The 18,128-nt window shown below is 46.4% G+C and carries 19 protein-coding genes; 15 read left to right on the top strand and 4 right to left on the bottom strand.

The features are described from left to right. On the top strand, nucleotides 1–601 hold a 601-nt coding region (locus ACQCN2_RS22375), incomplete at its 5' end, for a C40 family peptidase (protein ID WP_426931182.1). 249 nt (nucleotides 602–850) lie between these two features. Here the strand turns inward: ACQCN2_RS22375 and ACQCN2_RS22370 are convergent. Then, the gene (locus ACQCN2_RS22370; RefSeq protein ID WP_426931181.1) at nucleotides 851–1,759 is read right to left on the bottom strand and encodes a M15 family metallopeptidase; all 909 of its coding nucleotides are present in this window, start codon (nucleotides 1,757–1,759) and stop codon (nucleotides 851–853) included. A 406-nt stretch (nucleotides 1,760–2,165) separates the two neighbouring features. On the opposite strand from ACQCN2_RS22370, the gene brnQ reads away from it, so the two are divergent. From brnQ to ACQCN2_RS22320, 10 genes are all read left to right on the top strand, one after another. Beyond that, a complete protein-coding gene (brnQ, locus tag ACQCN2_RS22365) occupies nucleotides 2,166–3,497 on the top strand; it encodes a branched-chain amino acid transport system II carrier protein (RefSeq protein ID WP_426931180.1) in 1,332 nt (443 codons plus the stop codon). A gap of 72 nt (nucleotides 3,498–3,569) precedes the next feature. Further along, nucleotides 3,570–4,253 (top strand): FHA domain-containing protein, encoded by a 684-nt coding sequence (locus tag ACQCN2_RS22360; RefSeq protein ID WP_426931179.1) that lies wholly within the window; start codon nucleotides 3,570–3,572, stop codon nucleotides 4,251–4,253. A gap of 291 nt (nucleotides 4,254–4,544) precedes the next feature. After that, entirely contained in the window at nucleotides 4,545–4,754 is a 210-nt protein-coding gene (locus ACQCN2_RS22355) for a hypothetical protein (protein WP_426931178.1), read from the top strand. Between the two features lie 11 nt (nucleotides 4,755–4,765). Next, nucleotides 4,766–5,221 carry a MarR family transcriptional regulator gene (locus ACQCN2_RS22350; protein WP_426931177.1) on the top strand — a complete coding sequence of 152 codons (456 nt, stop codon included), beginning with the start codon at nucleotides 4,766–4,768 and terminating at the stop codon, nucleotides 5,219–5,221. Between the two features lie 186 nt (nucleotides 5,222–5,407). Further along, on the top strand, nucleotides 5,408–5,890 hold the full coding sequence (locus tag ACQCN2_RS22345; protein WP_426931176.1) for a cysteine dioxygenase: 483 nt from the start codon (nucleotides 5,408–5,410) through the stop codon (nucleotides 5,888–5,890). Between the two features lie 130 nt (nucleotides 5,891–6,020). Beyond that, nucleotides 6,021–6,797 carry a DUF4931 domain-containing protein gene (locus ACQCN2_RS22340; protein ID WP_426931175.1) on the top strand — a complete coding sequence of 259 codons (777 nt, stop codon included), beginning with the start codon at nucleotides 6,021–6,023 and terminating at the stop codon, nucleotides 6,795–6,797. 102 nt (nucleotides 6,798–6,899) lie between these two features. Further along, nucleotides 6,900–7,535, top strand: a complete 636-nt coding sequence (locus tag ACQCN2_RS22335) for an energy-coupling factor ABC transporter permease (protein ID WP_426931174.1) — start codon at nucleotides 6,900–6,902, stop codon at nucleotides 7,533–7,535. Beyond that, nucleotides 7,532–7,807, top strand: coding sequence for a PDGLE domain-containing protein (locus ACQCN2_RS22330; protein WP_426931173.1), 276 nt, complete (start codon nucleotides 7,532–7,534; stop codon nucleotides 7,805–7,807). The genes ACQCN2_RS22335 and ACQCN2_RS22330 overlap by 4 nt, the downstream gene beginning before the upstream one ends. After that, nucleotides 7,804–8,529, top strand: a complete 726-nt coding sequence (cbiQ, locus tag ACQCN2_RS22325; RefSeq protein WP_426931172.1) for a cobalt ECF transporter T component CbiQ — start codon at nucleotides 7,804–7,806, stop codon at nucleotides 8,527–8,529. Before ACQCN2_RS22330 ends, cbiQ begins: the two co-directional genes overlap by 4 nt. An 18-nt stretch (nucleotides 8,530–8,547) precedes the next feature. Further along, nucleotides 8,548–9,369, top strand: coding sequence for an energy-coupling factor ABC transporter ATP-binding protein (locus ACQCN2_RS22320; protein ID WP_426931171.1), 822 nt, complete (start codon nucleotides 8,548–8,550; stop codon nucleotides 9,367–9,369). Here the strand turns inward: ACQCN2_RS22320 and nikR are convergent. Next, nucleotides 9,341–9,760: a nickel-responsive transcriptional regulator NikR gene (gene nikR / locus ACQCN2_RS22315; protein WP_426931170.1), complete on the bottom strand. Its 420-nt coding sequence runs from the start codon at nucleotides 9,758–9,760 to the stop codon at nucleotides 9,341–9,343. The genes ACQCN2_RS22320 and nikR overlap by 29 nt on opposite strands. Nucleotides 9,761–9,961: 201 nt before the next feature. Here nikR and ACQCN2_RS22310 point away from each other — a divergent pair, with 201 nt between their 5' ends. Both ACQCN2_RS22310 and ACQCN2_RS22305 read left to right on the top strand, forming a co-directional pair. Further along, nucleotides 9,962–10,249: a YciI family protein gene (locus ACQCN2_RS22310; RefSeq protein WP_426931169.1), complete on the top strand. Its 288-nt coding sequence runs from the start codon at nucleotides 9,962–9,964 to the stop codon at nucleotides 10,247–10,249. A gap of 230 nt (nucleotides 10,250–10,479) precedes the next feature. Next, nucleotides 10,480–12,117, top strand: a complete 1,638-nt coding sequence (locus ACQCN2_RS22305; protein ID WP_426931168.1) for an S-layer homology domain-containing protein — start codon at nucleotides 10,480–10,482, stop codon at nucleotides 12,115–12,117. A gap of 67 nt (nucleotides 12,118–12,184) precedes the next feature. Here ACQCN2_RS22305 and ACQCN2_RS22300 read toward each other — a convergent pair whose 3' ends face one another. Together ACQCN2_RS22300 and ACQCN2_RS22295 are read right to left on the bottom strand one after the other, a co-directional pair. Next, entirely contained in the window at nucleotides 12,185–13,606 is a 1,422-nt protein-coding gene (locus ACQCN2_RS22300; protein ID WP_426931167.1) for an amino acid permease, read from the bottom strand. 175 nt (nucleotides 13,607–13,781) lie between these two features. Then, on the bottom strand, nucleotides 13,782–15,233 hold the full coding sequence (locus tag ACQCN2_RS22295; RefSeq protein WP_426931166.1) for a sigma-54 interaction domain-containing protein: 1,452 nt from the start codon (nucleotides 15,231–15,233) through the stop codon (nucleotides 13,782–13,784). A gap of 261 nt (nucleotides 15,234–15,494) precedes the next feature. On the opposite strand from ACQCN2_RS22295, the gene ACQCN2_RS22290 reads away from it, so the two are divergent. Then, entirely contained in the window at nucleotides 15,495–16,706 is a 1,212-nt protein-coding gene (locus tag ACQCN2_RS22290; RefSeq protein WP_426931165.1) for an ornithine--oxo-acid transaminase, read from the top strand. 15 nt (nucleotides 16,707–16,721) lie between these two features. Beyond that, nucleotides 16,722–18,008, top strand: a complete 1,287-nt coding sequence (locus ACQCN2_RS22285) for a Glu/Leu/Phe/Val family dehydrogenase (RefSeq protein WP_426931164.1) — start codon at nucleotides 16,722–16,724, stop codon at nucleotides 18,006–18,008. The last annotated feature ends 120 nt before the right edge of the window (nucleotides 18,009–18,128 follow it).

Here is an 18,128-nt window from a genome sequence, read left to right as displayed (position 1 = left end):
TGGTTCGCAAACTCCAGGTCAAACACCAAGTACAGGTGGTTCGCAAACTCCAGGTCAAACACCAAGTACAGGTGGTTCGCAAACTCCAGGTCAAACACCAAGTACAGGTGGTTCGCAAACTCCAGGTCAAACACCGAGTACCGGTGGTTCACAAACTCCCGTCAACTCGATTGGACAAGCAGTGATCCAAGCAGGATTGAAATATCTCGGCACTCCTTATGAATATGCGTCCAGCCGTTCGACCAAGACCACAATGGACTGCTCAGAGTTCGTCATGTGGGCCTATCGTGAAGGTGCCGGAATTGATATGGGTAGAGGCGGAGCGACTTCAGAATTTAACTACGTGAAAGCGCACGGGACGTACTACTACGATAAAAGCAAGTTGCAGCCGGGAGATCTCATCTGGTTCATGAAATACCGCGGATGGAAAGCATCAGACTACGCGGGAATCGATGCAAGCAGTCAGCCGATTCAGCATATCGGGATCTATATGGGGAATAACAAGGTTCTTCATACTTTCGGTGCGGGTGGAGTCAAAATCACCGATCTGGAAGGTACACATTGGGGATACCGATTTATTAAAGCAGGGCGTCCTTACTAAACAAGTATTAACGAGACAGTGATCAGGTTTTTCTGATTGCTGTCTTTTTTTGTCTAGGCTACTATTACGTGTATCGATTAGCTGACAATAATATATACAAGGAAGAAGTCAAAATCGTATAATAGCGCATTCTTGAAGATTTTATCGATGATAAAGGTAAAAAGACGAAGTAAAACCACCTCAGTTGTGAACTAAGGTGGTTTTTTGTGTGTCGTTCATACTCATACTCAAGATTTTCGGTTTTAGAACTTAATTGTTTGTGCCAGCAGGGACTGCATTCTGGAAGTATTGTTCCAAAGTAGTTCCTCTTTGAGTAATCTCTTGAGCGACTTTTTTGCCAACGTAGCGGATATGCCAAGGCTCGTAAGCGTACCCGGTGATAGCTTCCTTACCTTTTGGATAGCGGATAATAAAACCGTATTCAGCGCAATGCTCCTTGAGCCATAGGCCTTCAGGTGTTTTGCCAAAGGATTGCTCTAACCGAGTCTTGCTGTCTGCACCAGATACGTCAATTGCTAATCCAGTTTGATGCTCACTTTTACCAGGAACTGCACTGAATTGAGCCGCATGTTCGGGGCCCTGGGTTTTGACGTAGGTGTCAAATAGGCCTTTTTGGGTTTTGTAAGAACGGTACCCGGAGCAGCCGTAAAGGGTAATGTTATCTTTTTGGGCGCCAGCGAATAATTCCTCTAAAGCTTTGGCTGCTTCTGGACGCATGAGTCGCTTCTCACTCTTTTCTTGAAATGGAAAGGGAACGTTAGGCTCTACTAGGCCTTCAGGAATATAAGAAGACGGCAAGGAACGCTGTTTGTCGACAACCACCAGCAGATCCTGTGGATTGGTCACGGTCGGCACTCCATTGACCATACGAACCGTATCTTTGAGATAGGTGCTGCTTGGAACGGTGCCCTCGTTGCTTTGTCCAGAAGTACTGGTCGGACTTTGTGGTGAATCAGAGGGTGGAGCAGGCGTCACACTACCTTTATCGGATGGACTTGGGGCAGGCGCTGTATCTGATGGTTGAGCAGGCTGCGCTGTCTGGCCAGATTGGTTATTGGGAAGACTGGAGTTTAATGGAGACGTTTGACATCCACTCAGCATGATACTGGAGAGTATCGTGGTGGTTGCCAATAGGCTTAGCTTGTAAAACTTGTTCATCTTAGGGGACCTCCTGCGTTACTTTCGCGTCTAGGTTAAATCGCTAGAATCATACCACAATGAGCCGAACTTATACAGCCGTTTGGTATAACTTTCATGGAGCAGAGAACTTACTTCGTAAACGGTAAATCCCGGAATTCGTCAGAGACGATGGACAGCATTCTATGGAAATTAGATCCTAAAGTGGGTGATTCAAGTGGGTAAACTTCGCCTTCGTATCCCTTTGAAAACGTTTTATAGATTTACTATTTCGAATTAATTTAATTGGCTAGTAAATCAATTTGTCAACTGCTACAATAGCTTCGGTTATTCGTAATCAATAGCGGTTAGTGAATATAGAGAGATACTAACCATAAAAAGTTTTTTATCGATAAACTAAGTAAATTCTTAAGGGGACCGTGATTGCATGAATGCTTTATCAAAAAAAGATTTGCTGTTTGTCAGTTTTATGCTGTTCTCCATGTTTTTTGGAGCGGGTAATCTGATCTTTCCAACCTTTCTCGGGTATCAGGCAGGAGATGAGCTGTGGCCTTCGCTTGCCGGGTTTATTCTGTCTGATGTAGGTTTGTCTATCCTGGCTGTTGCCGCTATTGCCAAGCTCGGCAGCTTTCGGACTTTGGCTGCGCGTGTGAGTCCGCAGTTTGCATTTATTTTTCCTGTACTTGTCTATCTTTCTATTGGTCCTGGGCTGGCAATTCCGCGTGCCGGAAGTTTGGCCTACGAGATGAGTTTCGGTTCGTTGCTGCCGCATGAATTGGCTGTTCATCCTGTTAGCTTACTTGCCTACACGCTTGTATTTTTTGGTGTCGTCTTCTGGTTGAGCATGTCGCCTTCCAAACTGGTAGACCGCTTCGGCAAATTACTGACACCGTTGTTGCTCATCATGATCCTGGCGGTTTTTATCCGCAGCTTGTTTGTATCGAATGCGGGAGTAGGCGCCGCTCAGGGAGCGTATGCGATCCATCCGATCAGTAAAGGGTTTCTGGACGGTTATCAGACGATGGATGCTCTGGCCGCTCTTGCTTATGGGATTGTTGTTGCCAATGCTATTCGATCAAAAGGTGTAGAGAATACCCAAAAGCTGTCTGGTTATATCATCGGCGCAGGAATTGGCGCGGGAATTCTGCTTTCTGTGATCTACCTCATTCTTGGTACACTGGGTGTTACCAGTGCTGCCGTAAATCCGGCGAATGGCGCCCCAATCCTCAGTGAAGTCATGAGTCGTTTGTTTGGACAAGGTGGAACCGTACTGTTAGGCGCTTTGTTCACCTTGGCTTGCTTGTGTGTCTCCATTGGGCTGGTGACATCTTGCAGTCAATTCTTTTCAAGTGTTATTCCTGCGCTTTCTTATCAGACATGGGTCAGAATCATTTGTTTCCTGAGTCTTATTATAGCAAATCTTGGTTTGGCCCAAATCCTCAAAGTTTCCGTTCCAATCCTCGGCGCTCTTTATCCGGTTGCGACTGTATTGATCCTGCTCGGGCTGGCTGATAAATTGTTCAACAGCTCCAGGCGAGTGTATGGCATCACGATTACGTTTGTGGCGATTTTCAGTGTGGTGGATATGATCAATGTGACCTTCCTGAAGGGTGCCTGGACTGCCTGGCTAGGGCATTTGCCTTTCTATCCACAGGGATTTGGGTGGCTCTTGCCCGCACTGATGGGAGTGATCGCAGGGGGGATTGCAGCAAGATTAGGTCCAACTGAGGAGAATAGAAGAAACCAACTGGCGGATTGATGGAATAGGCCGAATATGTAATAATACGTCATAGTATTGCGCTTATTTCATTGATTGTACCGGAGTGATTCTATGATGTCACAAGGGGTATTTTTGATCGTAGAAAAAGGAAACCCTTATCCATTTCATGAGGTCATACCCGTAACCAAAAACGAAGTACTGCTCGGCCGAAGCTGGAAAGGATATGATCCGGAAATCACATTCTCCAGCATGTATATCTCCCGAAAGCATGCCGTGATTACCAATGACAACAACCAGTTCTATATAGCAGATTTGATGAGTATGCACGGTACGGAGGTCAACGGAAACCCGATTAATCAGCTGCCTTATTTGTTAAGAGACGGAGATACCATCACGCTGGCAAAAGGGGAGGCCGTTCTTTCGTTCAACAACACGTTGGAGCAGGATCTCGGGAAAACGAGTGAGTTCAGAATTCCCCCGGAGATCATGATGGAGTCAACGGGATTGGCCGTTCATCCGGACAGGCGGGAAGTATTGGTGGATGGTGAGCCGCTTTATTTATCCGGGAAGGACATTGATCTGTTCATGTTGCTTTATCAAAAAGTAAACCAGGCTGTCAGCTACGATGAGATTAAACTGAAAATATGGCCGGAGCGTGTTACCCAGACCGCAGATATTCCTGATGTTGGGCGAGATGAAGTAAATGCGCTGGTTTATCGCCTTCGTAAAAAATTAGGGAAATACGGAGACCGAGTTGTGACCGTTCCTCGGTTCGGGTATATGCTCGACTTATAGGACGTGGAAGGAGGTGGTGAAAATCACTTCCTTTTTTTCTTGTCGACTCCCTTCTGTAGTGAACGGAGCGGACAGTAAATACTACACGCGAGCTTAAACAGAGCGCATAGGGACGAAGTCTTTTCTTCTATCATCATTTTTACATCATGATATGATCCTTCCTTTATGTTCCGAAGGATGTATTTATATTATCCTGATCATGAGAGAATTGGGCTCACGATATACACGTTTCTGGGCTCAGCTGCATTTACTAAAGGTGACAGCGCTAGTAAGTTAAAGGTGGGAAACGTCATGCAATACCGTAAACAAGAAGAACTTCGGATAAAAATGATAAATCGATTAAGTGCGTTGCTCGTGATTGTTTTTGTGTTATGCTCATTTTTGATGATACGTGTGGCATACGACCAGCTTATTGAGGGAAAGGTATACGCCTCACAGAGTCACTCCGAAAAGTTGGAGACCATGCATCTGCTTCAAGAAATAGACAGGACGTATAGATAAGGAGCCATAACATGAGCAATTCCTCCTCCTCAGAATCTCCTATGGCAATGAAACTTTATCGGGCTTTGGGTAAAACCTCAGCCATCACGCAACAACGGGCGGAGAGCAAGATTAGGAAGATGGGGATCACAGGAGCGAGGCTTCAGGTACTCCAAGAGTTATCGGAGGCCAAAGAACCGCTAAAACCATCAGAGCTTGGCCAGAAGCTTCGCGTGACCAAAGCGAACATAACCGTCCTACTAGGTTCGTTGGAACAAGACAGGTTCATCAGACGAGTAGGTACAACCGGGGACGGACGTATGAATTTGGCACAGATTACGTCGGAAGGGGAAGCCTTCTTGAAAAAAATCGTGCCACAACACCAGAATACCATCGAAGAACTGATGAACGGCCTGCGTCAAGACGAGCAAAAACAACTTTTGCAGCTATTAGACAAGTTGGCTGGGCACGTTGAAGACCTCTCTTGAAAGCAAGCGATGGATTTCGTGTGAAACTGGGGGAATAAATGGGCGAAAAGACAGGTCATAAAGCAGAATCACGTTCAATTGGCGCTGAATAGATTAAGGCAAAGAGCTTTAGCAAAGTCAGATTGTTGACTATTTCGGTAAAGTTAATCAATTTGATTTTCTTTTTGCGCCCAGAGGTGATGACGATTGACACTGCTAACGAGAATTCGAGAACATTTCGCCTACCTTAAGAATCCGTCGGTTGAAGAATTGCAAAACCGATTACAAGCGCTACAAATCAGCAAAGAAGAAATTGAACCGTACATTATGGAACCGGATCAACTACCTTATGGCAGAAATGTCATCTATCAGACTCCTGAGCTGGAAGTTGTGATTATCAATTTGCCAGGGCTGATCAGTTCCCTGCCTCACGATCACGGAGATTCCCTTGCCTGTGAAGTCATTGTGGAAGGTGAATTAACCAACCACATTTATGAACTGAAACAGGAGGGAACCGTTCGCCTTCTCTGTACGGATGTGTATACGGAACAGAGGATTTGTTCAATTGAGCGTCAACAAATTCACGCAATCCAGAATTCCAACGAGAACCGAACGATTATTCTCAATGTCTACGCGCCTCCGGTTTGCAAGCAACGGACGTACGAGGTGCAACAGCCAGAAGAAAGTTAACGAAGCAGAAGCTCAGTCTCAAGAGAGGCTGGGCTTTTTTATCGTGATAGATCAGCGCAAATATTGTAGAGTAGTAAATAATGACATCTGGTTTAATGGGAGCTGGAAAGACGAACGAGAAGGTGAAAAAATGAGGTCATCACATTTGGTGTTTAATGCCTATATCGGGCGGAAGAAGCCGGAGAATATCCGGAATCGATCAGTAGCTTGTCCATTCTGTGATCGAGACAATCTGGAAGGAATTATCGAAACGCGGGGTTCGATCATCTGGCTGCCTAACAAATTCAATGTGTTGGAGGAGACTTTTCAAACGGTGATCATTGAGACCGATCAATGTGATGCGGAATTGTCTACCTACAGGAAAGATCACATTTACGAGCTCATGTCGTTTGTTGTGGAGAAATGGCAGGAGATGCAACGAAGCGGCAAGTACAAATCCGTTGTCTTATTCAAAAACCACGGACCTTATTCAGGAGGGACGATTGCCCATCCCCATATGCAAATTATTGGATTTCATGAATACGATTATATGCTTCATACGGTTCCCGAGCATTTTGAAGGAGTACCTATACATGAGCAGAATGGTGTGATTTGTAATCTGTCCACCAAACCAAGGATAGGCTTCTCCGAGTTTAACGTCATTCTCTCTAATCCTTCTTCGATCGCACAAATCGAACAAATGGCGGATATGATTCAATCGCTTACTCACTATATTCTCAACGTGTTAAACCAGACCTGTAAAAGCTATAATCTCTTCTTTTATCAGTTGGACGAGAGGATTTGTGTGAAAGTCGTGCCTCGGTTTGTCTCCTCACCACTGTTCATCGGATATTCTATCCCGCAAGTCCTCAATAATCAGGAGGAGACTGCCAATGACGTAAGACAACGCTACTTTGCCTCTTGTTAACCGAACGGATGACATGGGGCAATTTTTTTAATATATCGTGCTACGCATTTACCATTTCGTAGCACCATGTTATGATACAAAAAAAGAGGAAGGCGGTTGGTTATGCATATACCTGATGGGATTTTGAGTCCGGCCGTATTAGGAACGACAGCCGTGATCACCGCAGGCGTTTTAGCCAAAAGTGTCCGCTTCTCCAAGGGTGAGTTGGAGCAGCGGGCAGTTCCGGTTATGGGGGTTATGGCCTCATTTATTTTTGCAGCACAGATGATTAATTTTCCGTTATTAGGTGCGGCGGCTTCTGGTCACTTGATCGGTGGAGCTTTGGCCACTTTCTTATTTGGCTTTTGGCCAGCTACGTTAATTATGACGACGGTGATTGCCATTCAGGCGCTTGTTTTTCAGGACGGGGGAATTACAGCGCTCGGCACGAACCTTTTGAATATGGCGATCATTGCGCCTGCTGCGGCTGCTATTCTGTTTCATTTGTTGCGTAAGTTCCGATTGCCAAGGTCTGTCGTGGTCTTTGTCGGGGCATGGGGGTCTGTGGTCTTAACGGCGCTGGCAGGAGCCGTAGAGCTTGCCTTGTCAGGTGTGGTGTCGTTGGAGTTGGCTTCCAAGGCGCTGTTGTTCTGGCATTTCTTTATCGGATTGGGAGAAGGACTCATTACCGCCTTGGTGGTTCCGTTTGCTCTTCGTTCCAGCTTCATGATCCGTAGGAAGGAGATGACACTCGAATGAACAAGCGAGTTGCTGGCTGGTTCCTCTTTTCCGTGGTGATTGCGGGTCTGTTGTCCCTGTTTGCATCTACTCACCCGGATGGGTATGAAACTGCGGGGGCTGAGTTAGGTTTTATCGGAAAAGCGACAAGCTATTTTCACGCACCAATCCCCGACTATTCACTGCCAGGAACCGGATCTTGGGGTTCTAGTATCGCGGGTGTGATCGGTGTATGTATTACGTTCGGCGTCTTCTATATGATCGGCAAATGGATAGGCAGAAAACCGCAATGACACATTGGATCGAACAACCGAAACTGCGTGTTATTATCGCGCTATTCCTGATTGTGATCGGCGTATCACTAAAGGAATGGCAAACGATCCTTCTGATTCTTCTATTTGGGCAGGGGCTTCTGACGATCAGTCGGGTGCCTTTTTCGCTTTTCTGGAAGCGGCTTCGGCTTATTTTGCCGTTTATGCTGTTTACTTTTCTCTTCTTCCCGCTATATGAGCAGGGGTCTGTCGCTCTATCCCTGTGGGGCGTCACTCTCTCGTGGCAAGGGCTGGAGAAAGCTTTTCAATATACAGGAAGATTAATTTTCGTGACCCAAATTCTGACGCTAATGTTTCAGACGGTGACGATTCCGCTGTTTATCCAGGTTTTGCACCAATTGAAGGTACCTGATATCATTCTTCAATTAATCCTGTTTGCCTTGCGGTTTATGGAGGTCTTTGCGGAAGAGGCGAGGGTGATGACTAAGGCGATGCAAAGCAGGGGATTTCGCCCCAGCAAGTGGTTTTCCTATCGTGGCTATTCGATATTGGCTTCACTCATCGGTAGTCTGCTGATTCGTGCGATGCGCCGTTCTGATCGAATTTATCTCGGTATGCTGTCACGGGGGTATCAAGGAAGGATGCCGGTCATCTCATGGTCCCGACCTTCCGTACAAGATTGGTTGAACGCTGGAGTTTCCTTGGCAGTTATGCTTGTCGCTTTAGTCTGGAATTTGTGGTAGGAGAGGGAGAAGTCAGGCATGTTTGAATTCCGAAGTGTTACGTATCGATACAAGCAAGAGAAGGATGCCCTTCATAATCTGTCCTTTCGTATCAGGGCAAATTGCAAGACGGCCATTGTCGGTGGAAACGGAGCGGGTAAATCCACGCTGGTCTTCCATTTGAATGGGCTGTTTCGCACTGAGCAAGGGGAGGTGCTATTTCGAGGCGAGCCTATCACCCGCAAGAATCAGGCGCAGTTAGTCCATCACGTGGGCATTGTTTTTCAAGATCCAGATGATCAGTTGGTTTCACTTACGGTTCGAGACGATGTTGCCTTTGGGCCGATTCAATTAGGGGTGTCACCTGAAGAGGTGGAAGCGAGGGTTCGCAAATATTTGGACTTGCTCGATATCACTCACCTGGCGGAGCGAAGCCCGTCGGAGCTTAGTTATGGACAGAAAAAGCTGGCTGCGATTGCTGGAATACTTGCGATGGAGACCGAGGTCATCATTCTTGATGAACCGATGGCCTTCCTTGATCCAGCCGGAAAAAAACGCATTCAGGAGGTCATGCACGACCTTTCCCAAGCAGGTAAAACGGTCATCATCACGACACATGACATGCAGCTCGTCGCTGAATGGGCGGACGAATGCATCGTGATGAAAGAGGGGCAGTGTCTTGGTACCATGACGCCTTCAGAACTCTTTGCAAAGCCATTCCTGGTGGAGGAAGCGCGACTGCAGCTGCCCCCGGTGGCGGAATTACTCTCTGCCGTCTGGACGGGAGCTGCCGAAAGCATGCCCATCCGTCTTGAGGAGGCAAAGGAGTGGCTTATACGCCATCTAAAGGGGCACTTGTAAACTTGCCGTATTTCACACCTTTAAGGCTGATGAGCTGGTCGCTGAACGCGCGCAAATCTTTGGCTTTGCCTTTTACCACGATCAGCTCCAGACAATTGTGGTGATCCAGATGAAAATGCGTCGTAGCCATGATCACGTCATGCATCTGGTGTTGGATGGTGGTCAGCTCATGCAGGACGTCCCGCTGGTGATGGTCGTAGAACAAGAGGACACTGCCCGCGACAATTGATTCATCCGCTTCATATGCTTGTTGAACGAGGGCATGACGCACGAGATCGCGAACGGCCTCCGAACGATTCTCGTAGCCCTTCGTCTTAATCAGCTGATCAAAATCAGCGAGCAGCTTTTCCTCCATGGAGACTCCAAATCGCTTAAGCGATGAATCAGACATATCCAGTCACTTCCTATCCGATTACATAATTCATGGTATTAGTAGCTTTACTGTACCACATCAATTCGTGAGAGAGTAGCAAATCCAGCGAGTGAAGATACGCGCGGAGTGTCATTTACGATTGTAGATTGTTAAAAAAAGTAATATGCTACCCTATAGTGAAGGACTTATTATGTGTAATGGACAGAGGTGGAGACGGATATGTTTATTGTTTTGCCCAAGTATGTAAAAGGACTGGAAGAAGTAGATCAGCATATGGAAGCGCATAAAGAATTTCTGGATAAATACTATCAACTCTCTAAATTCATTGTTTCGGGTCGCCGAAATCCACGGGTAGGCGGAGTCATTCTCGTCAAAGCCGAGAGCGAGGTGGAAGTACTGGAAATCATTAAGGAAGATCCCTTCTACCAAAACCAGGTGGCGGAGTATGAGATTATCGAGTTCCAGCCAACCAAGTGGGATACGAGGTTCGAAGCGTTTCTTTCATAAGCGAATAGGTCCACATACAGATCAAAGAGGGATACTCCAAATCGTGAAAATACGAATGGGGTATCCCTTTTATTTTAACAAAACTTACTAGTAGTCTTATTCCCTACTCTTTTTATATACTCTATCGAGATGTGCACAAGTAAACGGTTACGGCCGTTTTCCCTCCATTTGGTCACATCAAAATTTATGATAAACGGCGGGACGTTTTTCACAGAAATGCGAGGAGTAAAATGAGAAAAACTATAGCAATTCTATTAATGCTTTCGATTTTTGCAGTAACTGGCTGTTCACAACAAGCGCCGATTCTTACGGACGCATTCAAGCAAGCGCAGGATTGGGACTCCTATGAATCACAATCTACGTTGAAAGTAGACACCAATATTCCTGACGCCAAGATTGATGGGCAAACCAAAGCTTATCTCCAGACGCTGCGAGACGGAATCATTTTTAACGCGCAAAAGAAAAATCTAACGGAAGCCCATGTAGGATTTTCGTTGACAAACCCTTCTGATTTAGAAGGAACAGGTCTTTGGCCAAGCAAAGTGGCACCTGCTTTGGATGTATTCGTAAAAGGCGCGGATGTTTATGCGAAAACCAGTTTAGATTCCAAATATCTTGGAGTTTCTTCGGGAATGGATTTGTCTAATCTGACAGAAGAGAATCTTGCTTTGCAAAAACGGTTGGTATCCGACTATCTTGACGGTTTTAATTTTGACTTCTCACAAATCAATACGTTGCCTGAGCAGGAAATTGAGCTCCCGGATGGCAGCAAGGTCAACGCAACTCCAGTACAAATGAAGCTTGATCTGCAACAGGCTGTTGATCTCCTGGAGTACGCGGTGAATCAAATGAAACCTGAGCAAGTAAATGAGATTCTCTCTGGAAGCAACATGCCTGAGGGCGTTTCACCAGTCTCGCTGGAACAGCTCAAAGCCCAGTGGCCTTCTCTTCTGGAAGAGTTGAAAAAAATCAACGCAAAAGAGCTACAAGCCCAAGGCTGGAACGCTGATTTCAATCTGGAGTTTTGGATTACAGCGGATCATCAATTGGTGAAAGCAGCCTACCAAGTACATGTGGAAGCGCCAGGATCTATCATGCCTGAGTGGGCTCTGAATAAACTAGAGGCGAACATCTCCTTAGAAAGTCTGTACTGGAACCAAAAGAAACCTGTACAGTTTACGGTACCAACAGGTGATCAGGTTGTGATGCTTGATCAACTGACAGAAGACCAAGCCCTTTTGGATAAATCCTTCTCGCCTGACAGTCCGTTGTACATGCTGGTTTCCTCCATGCAGACGCCTAAAGTAGAAGATTTTATCGATGTACCCGCCAACTATTGGGCATACAAAGAAATCAACGCTCTCCATCAATTGAACGTTGTGCAGGGTTACGAAAATAATCAATTTAAACCGCAAAAGCAAGTAACACGCGCCGAATTTGTTAAAATGACAGTGAACGCCTTGGGATTGGAAGGCGATGAAGCGCAGAATACCAAACTAACTTTTAAAGATAAGAATCAAGTTCAAGACTGGGCGCTTAGTTCCATGGAAACAGCGGTGAATGCCGGGTTGATCACTGGGTACAAAGATAATACGCTAAGACCGAATCAAACGATTTCCCGAGCGGAAATGACAGCCATACTTGTTCGCGCGCTTAAACTTCCAATGGAAGACCAAGCACTTACGTTTACGGATGCGAAAAATTTACAGCCTTGGGTCGTTCCTTACGTGAAAACAGCGACGGCACACAAATTGATCAAAGGGCGACTGGATGGTCGATTTGCGCCAACCGAGGTTGCTCATCGTGATGAAGTAGCTGCTGTGCTCTATAGAATTATCAATAGCGATGAACCATTGCAACAGAAATAAGGATAACCGTACAAAGCAAAACCCTCTCTAAGTAGATAGAGAGGGTTTTGCGTGTCTAAGAGAACGATTACACTTCAAATTCCATCGTATTTGGAAGTACATCGCTTTCTGTTTGTTTCACTTTATGCTTCACTCGCAAACGATAATAGAGGAGGCAGAAAGCTGTGAACGGAATCGCGCAATAAAGGGCGATTCGTTGTTCCGAGTCAAAAGCAAGGCTTACTAGAACCAGAATGTTCAAGGAGAGAGCAATAATCGGGAGAATTGGATACAACGGTGTCTTGAACTTCAGATCTTCTAACTTGCCGCCGCTGGCCAGATACTTCTTACGGAAAGCCAACTGGGAAGCGGTGATAGAAATCCAGCCAACCTGTGCGCCCAAACCTGCGAGAGAGATTAACCAGACATATACCGTATTTTCCGCGTACACGCTGGAGAGCAAGGACAACAACGCTACGCCAAAGGTCAAGTAAAGAGCATTCATCGGTACGCCTTTGCGATTCAGCTTGCCGAGTGCCGGGCTGGCCATATCTGTCTTGGAGAGAGACCAGAGCATGCGTGTCGCTGCGTACAAGCCAGAGTTGGCAACAGACAACAAGGCCGTCAAGATAACGAAGTTCATAATATCTGCAGCAAACGGGATTCCGATGTTGTCAAATACCATGACGAATGGACTCTCAACTACGCCAGCTTGTTTATAAGGAATCAGACCGGACAGGATGAAGATCGCGAAAACAAAGAAGAACAGCGTACGATAAACGGTCATGTTAATGGACTTTGGAATGTTTTTGACAGGGTCTTCACTTTCCCCAGCCGCAATCCCGATTAATTCGGTTCCCTGGAAGGAGAAGTTTACCGTAATCATGGTAAGCAAGAGACCGACAATTCCGTTAGGCAAGAGTCCAGCAGTGGAGAAGTTGCTGAACATTGGAGCAGCTTGTCCACCTTTCATATGGATAAAACCAAACATGGCTCCTGCACCCAAAATGATAAACAATACAATCGCCGTTACTTTCACACTGGAGAACCAGAACTCTGTTTCACCAAAAGCGCGGGCAGACATAGCGTTCAAGAGGAACAAAATCACACCGAAGATGGCGCACCACATCCAGATTGGGGAACCTGGGAACCATCTTTGCATCATCATACCGGAAGACAACAGCTCAAGTGCGACGGTTACTGCCCAACCTAGCCAGTACAACCAACCTACTGTGAAACCAAGAGCAGGGCTGATAAATCGAGTGGTATAGGTTTGAAAAGAACCGGATACAGGCATTGCCACAGATAACTCACCAAGGCAGAGCATCGTCAGATACATAATGAATCCGCCTACTAAATAGGAGAGAATGGCTCCGATTGGTCCAGCTTGGCTTATGGTGTAACCGGAACCGAGGAATAGTCCGGTACCGATAATACCCCCGAGTGAGATCATAAATAAGTGTCTACTTTTAAGGGCACGCTTCAATTCAGTGTTATTTGGTAATGACATGGACACCTCTCCTTTGATGATGGTTTCTAGCAGATGAATGCGCTTTCAAGGATTGTATTGCAACAAGCGTGCCAATTTTCAGAAGAATGATGCTTATTGCTATTGAGTCAGGTGTATGCAAAATAATTTGTCACTAATCCGCAAAAAATCTTTTCCCTGCCAATAAATTTGGCGGTTATGTGTCGATTTCTGGTCTTTCATTGCTTTTGAGATTCAGTTTGCGGAGTCGGTATTGCAAACTTTGACGACTGAGTCCCAGCTGTTGAGCGGAACGGGAGATATTTCCCTGGTTTTGCTCGACAAGCTTTTGGATATAGAATTTCTCAAACTCTTGAAGGGCATCTTTCAATGGTTTGGTTGTATTTGTTTGCATATCAATGAATGGGGGAGCTTCTATTTCGAGACGCTCATCAAGTGGCTGAAGAAAAGGTTTACGCTTGGTATGATGAATCGGCAGATGAGCATAATTAATGGTCGTTTCATCGATGATGAGATTCATGGCGCCTTCAATCATATGCTGCAATTCTCGTACGTTTCCAGGCCAGTCATATTGCTGGAAGAACTGGTGGACTTCCACGCTTGCATCCGTTACATCCATTTGAAAAGCTTGGTTGTATTTCATAATGAAGTGATTGACAAGCGGCAAGATATCTTCTCGTCGATCGCGCAACGGAGGAATAAAGATCGTCACAACCCCAAGGCGATAGAACAGGTCTTTGCGCAATTGCTGGTTGGCGATGGCTTCAATGGGATCTTCGTTGATCGCTGCAATGATGCGCACATTGATTTTCTTGTCTTTGGTGTCTCCAATGCGCCGGATTGATTTTTCCTGCAAAGCCCGCAACAGCTTGGCTTGGAGCGAAAAGCTGAGTGAGTTGATCTCATCCAAAAAGAGTGTCCCACCCTCAGCCTGTTCAAATAAACCAGGACGCTCAACGGCTCCGGTGAAAGCTCCGCGAGAAGTACCGAATAACAAACCCTCAATGAGGCTGTCTGGCAGTGCCGCGCAGTTTTGAGAGATGAAGGGGGCTTTGGCCCGTGAGCTTGCATTGTGAATGCTTTGGACAAACAGCTCCTTACCAGTTCCAGTCTCTCCCACAATAAGGACGGAGGAAGATGTTCGCGCCGCCCGCTTGGCATGCTCGATCACATCATGAATGGCTTCGCTTTTTCCAATGATGCTCTCAAAGGTATATCGGGTGCTGCCCTTCTCTTTATCGAGTAGGTTCTCTCGGATTAAACGTTCCATCTTGGTCACGTCATTGGCAATCTCGACTGCGCCGATGATTCTGTCCTCGTCCATAATGGCAAAGGTGTTATTAATCGTGGTGATCTCTTTTCCTTTATGGTTAAAATAAGTTTGCCTTACATGGCGGGTACTTGACCCTTGTCTTAGTGACTGTAGAAGGGTGCTCTCTTCACCGTCTGGAAACTGGAAAACGTCTGACAATTTCTTGCCTAGCACTTCATGCTTGTCCAACGACTCTAATTCAGTCATTTTGCGGTTGTATACGACAGAGGTGCCTTCTGAATCAATTACATGAACGCCATCATTAATTTCATCCAAAATGTGCTCATAAACCTTTTTATACTGATTTAATAAGGTAATTTGGTCTTCCAGATACATATCCTCTCACACCTTTTGACAATGTCCAACTATTTTCGATATTGTTCGACAATTGTATTGTAACAAAATGTTCACAATAACGCAAAAATATTTTGCGATTTGGACACTTGTATTTTCTGGTGTGCAAAATTATTTTGCGCTTTTTAGGGTAACATCGAGGCGTGTTCAGCTAAAAAGTGCGTCAATTCACGGTTTTAACCCTTTGGCATAGAAATTGAATAAGAAATTGATCGGATTTTAACATGAAGGAGGCTTCTTACTATGAGCAAGACTCAATCCGTGATTAAACAGACCGAACAATATGGTGCTAGAAACTATCATCCATTGCCAATAGTGATTTCCAAAGCAGAAGGAGTATGGGTAGAAGATCCAGAGGGCAACCGCTACCTCGATATGTTGAGTGCTTATTCCGCGTTGAACCAAGGACACAGACATCCCAAAATTATTCAAGCGCTTAAAGATCAGGCGGATAAGGTAACGCTGACTTCCCGCGCATTCTATAACGATCAATTAGGTGAATTCTACGAAAAACTGTCTCAAGTAACCGGCAAGGATATGATCCTTCCGATGAATACTGGCGCGGAAGCTGTTGAAACCGCTATCAAAGCGGTTCGTCGCTGGGCTTACGACGTGAAGAAGGTACCTGCCAACCAAGCGGAAATCATCGTTTGCGACGGCAACTTCCACGGAAGAACGACCACCATTACGTCTTTCTCCTCCGCCGAAGAGTACAAACGTGGCTTCGGACCTTTCACACCTGGCTTCAAGCTAGTTCCTTACGGTGATATGGAAGCATTGAAAGCAGCGATTACGCCAAACACGGCAGCATTCTTGGTAGAACCGATTCAAGGGGAAGCGGGTATCGTGATTCCTGAGGATGGCTTCTTGAAAGCGGCTGAAACACTTTGCAAAGAAAACAATGTACTACTTGTATGCGACGAGATCCAAACAGGCTTTGGACGTACGGGCAGAATGTTCGCAAGCGACTGGGAAGATATCACTCCAGATGTGTACATCATGGGGAAAGCATTGGGCGGCGGAGTATTCCCGATCTCTGCAGTAGCGGCTAACCGTGAGATTCTTGGCGTGTTTGAACCAGGCTCCCATGGCTCTACTTTTGGCGGTAACCCACTCGGTTGTGCTGTAGCTGTAGCGGCATTGGAAGTATTGGAGGAAGAGGGATTGGTCAAGCGTTCTCTCGATTTGGGCAACTACTTCGTGGAGCAGCTCAAAACCATCGACAATCCAATTATCCACGACATCCGCGGACGCGGCTTGTTCATCGGTTTGGAACTGACAACTGCGGCTCGTCCTTATTGCGAACAGCTGAAGGAACTGGGCTTGCTGTGCAAAGAAACCCATGACACGACGATTCGTTTTGCTCCACCGCTTGTCATCTCCAAGGAAGAATTGGATTGGGCAATTGAGCGTATCAAGCAGGTATTGCATGTAGAAACCACGGTAACCAAGTAGGAGAAGGTGCAGACGATGAGCCAAACAACCGTACAAACCAGCCAAGAGACAAGCAAAAAGTCGGAGAACTTGAATGTGTTGGATAGAACGAAGCAAGTCTTCAAGACAGCATTGGACAGCTTGGGTCATGAGCCAGCCATGTATGAATTGTTGCAAGAGCCTTTGCGCTTGCTGACTGTTCGGATTCCGGTTCACATGGACGACGGATCGGTGAAGGTGTTCACAGGGTATCGTGCTCAACATAACGACGCTGTTGGCCCAACCAAGGGGGGTATTCGCTTCCATCCAGACGTAACCGAAGAGGAAGTGAAGGCGCTCTCCATGTGGATGAGCATTAAGTGCGGAATCACTAATCTTCCTTATGGCGGCGGAAAAGGTGGCATTCAGTGCGACCCAAGAACGATGTCCTTTGGGGAATTGGAGCGTTTGAGCCGCGGGTACGTTAGAGCTGTGAGTCAAATCGTTGGCCCAACCAAGGACATTCCGGCGCCAGACGTATTCACCAATGCTCAAATCATGGCGTGGATGATGGATGAGTACAGCCAAATTCGCGAATTCGACGCACCAGGCTTCATCACCGGCAAACCGCTTGTTTTGGGTGGTTCTGTTGGTCGTGAATCCTCTACGGCAAAAGGGGTAACCATCGTCATGGGCGAAGCTGCCAAAGTTCTTGGCATGACCATCGAGGGCTCCCGTGTGATTATCCAAGGCTTCGGTAATGCTGGAAGCTTTTTAGCCAAATTCTTGCACGATGCTGGCGCCAAGGTAATCGGTATCTCCGACGCAAATGGCGCCTTGTACGATCCGAATGGGTTGGATATTGATACTCTTCTGGATAAACGTGATTCTTTTGGTTCCGTTACCCATTTGTTCCCGAACCGTATTTCCAACTCCGAGTTACTGGTTCAGGAGTGCGACATTCTGGTTCCAGCGGCGATTGAGAATCAGATCACGGAGGACAACGCTCACGAGATCAAGGCCCGAATCCTCGTGGAAGCAGCCAACGGACCAACCACGCTGAAAGCAACCGAGATTCTGACTGAACGCGGAGTGCTGATCGTTCCAGACGTATTGGCAAGTGCGGGCGGAGTAGTCGTTTCGTACTTCGAATGGGTGCAAAACAATCAAGGCTTCTACTGGTCTGAGGAAGAAGTAGACAGCAAGCTGGAGAAAATCCTGACGAGCTCGTTTACCAACGTTTATCAAGCTTCCCAAGAAAAACGCGTAGACATGCGTCTGGCTGCTTACATCGTCGGTTTGCGCCGTATGGCAGAAGCCAGCCGCTTTAGAGGTTGGGTATAGAATAGAAAATCACCAGAAGGCCCATGTTGGCAGGGTAGCCCCCTTGCTGAGGTGGGCTTTAAAAAATTTATAAGATAGGAATGTCCAATTGCTTTACAATGGTAAAATGATTGGACATTC

Origin of the sequence: Brevibacillus ginsengisoli (assembly GCF_050113715.1) — a bacterium.
In the GTDB taxonomy this organism is placed as follows: Bacteria; Bacillota; Bacilli; order Brevibacillales; family Brevibacillaceae; genus Brevibacillus_H; species Brevibacillus_H ginsengisoli.
Note: the sequence above shows the minus strand (reverse complement) of the source record. Positions and strands in the feature narration are given on the sequence as shown.

Coding starts and splice junctions, on each gene's coding strand:
- ACQCN2_RS22370 (WP_426931181.1), bottom strand. CDS start 1,759: ATGAACAAGTTTTACAAGCTAAGCCTATTGGCAACCACCACGATACTC.
- brnQ (WP_426931180.1), top strand. CDS start 2,166: ATGAATGCTTTATCAAAAAAAGATTTGCTGTTTGTCAGTTTTATGCTG.
- ACQCN2_RS22360 (WP_426931179.1), top strand. CDS start 3,570: ATGATGTCACAAGGGGTATTTTTGATCGTAGAAAAAGGAAACCCTTAT.
- ACQCN2_RS22355 (WP_426931178.1), top strand. CDS start 4,545: ATGCAATACCGTAAACAAGAAGAACTTCGGATAAAAATGATAAATCGA.
- ACQCN2_RS22350 (WP_426931177.1), top strand. CDS start 4,766: ATGAGCAATTCCTCCTCCTCAGAATCTCCTATGGCAATGAAACTTTAT.
- ACQCN2_RS22340 (WP_426931175.1), top strand. CDS start 6,021: ATGAGGTCATCACATTTGGTGTTTAATGCCTATATCGGGCGGAAGAAG.
- ACQCN2_RS22335 (WP_426931174.1), top strand. CDS start 6,900: ATGCATATACCTGATGGGATTTTGAGTCCGGCCGTATTAGGAACGACA.
- ACQCN2_RS22330 (WP_426931173.1), top strand. CDS start 7,532: ATGAACAAGCGAGTTGCTGGCTGGTTCCTCTTTTCCGTGGTGATTGCG.
- cbiQ (WP_426931172.1), top strand. CDS start 7,804: ATGACACATTGGATCGAACAACCGAAACTGCGTGTTATTATCGCGCTA.
- ACQCN2_RS22320 (WP_426931171.1), top strand. CDS start 8,548: ATGTTTGAATTCCGAAGTGTTACGTATCGATACAAGCAAGAGAAGGAT.
- nikR (WP_426931170.1), bottom strand. CDS start 9,760: ATGTCTGATTCATCGCTTAAGCGATTTGGAGTCTCCATGGAGGAAAAG.
- ACQCN2_RS22310 (WP_426931169.1), top strand. CDS start 9,962: ATGTTTATTGTTTTGCCCAAGTATGTAAAAGGACTGGAAGAAGTAGAT.
- ACQCN2_RS22305 (WP_426931168.1), top strand. CDS start 10,480: ATGAGAAAAACTATAGCAATTCTATTAATGCTTTCGATTTTTGCAGTA.
- ACQCN2_RS22300 (WP_426931167.1), bottom strand. CDS start 13,606: ATGTCATTACCAAATAACACTGAATTGAAGCGTGCCCTTAAAAGTAGA.
- ACQCN2_RS22295 (WP_426931166.1), bottom strand. CDS start 15,233: ATGTATCTGGAAGACCAAATTACCTTATTAAATCAGTATAAAAAGGTT.
- ACQCN2_RS22290 (WP_426931165.1), top strand. CDS start 15,495: ATGAGCAAGACTCAATCCGTGATTAAACAGACCGAACAATATGGTGCT.
- ACQCN2_RS22285 (WP_426931164.1), top strand. CDS start 16,722: ATGAGCCAAACAACCGTACAAACCAGCCAAGAGACAAGCAAAAAGTCG.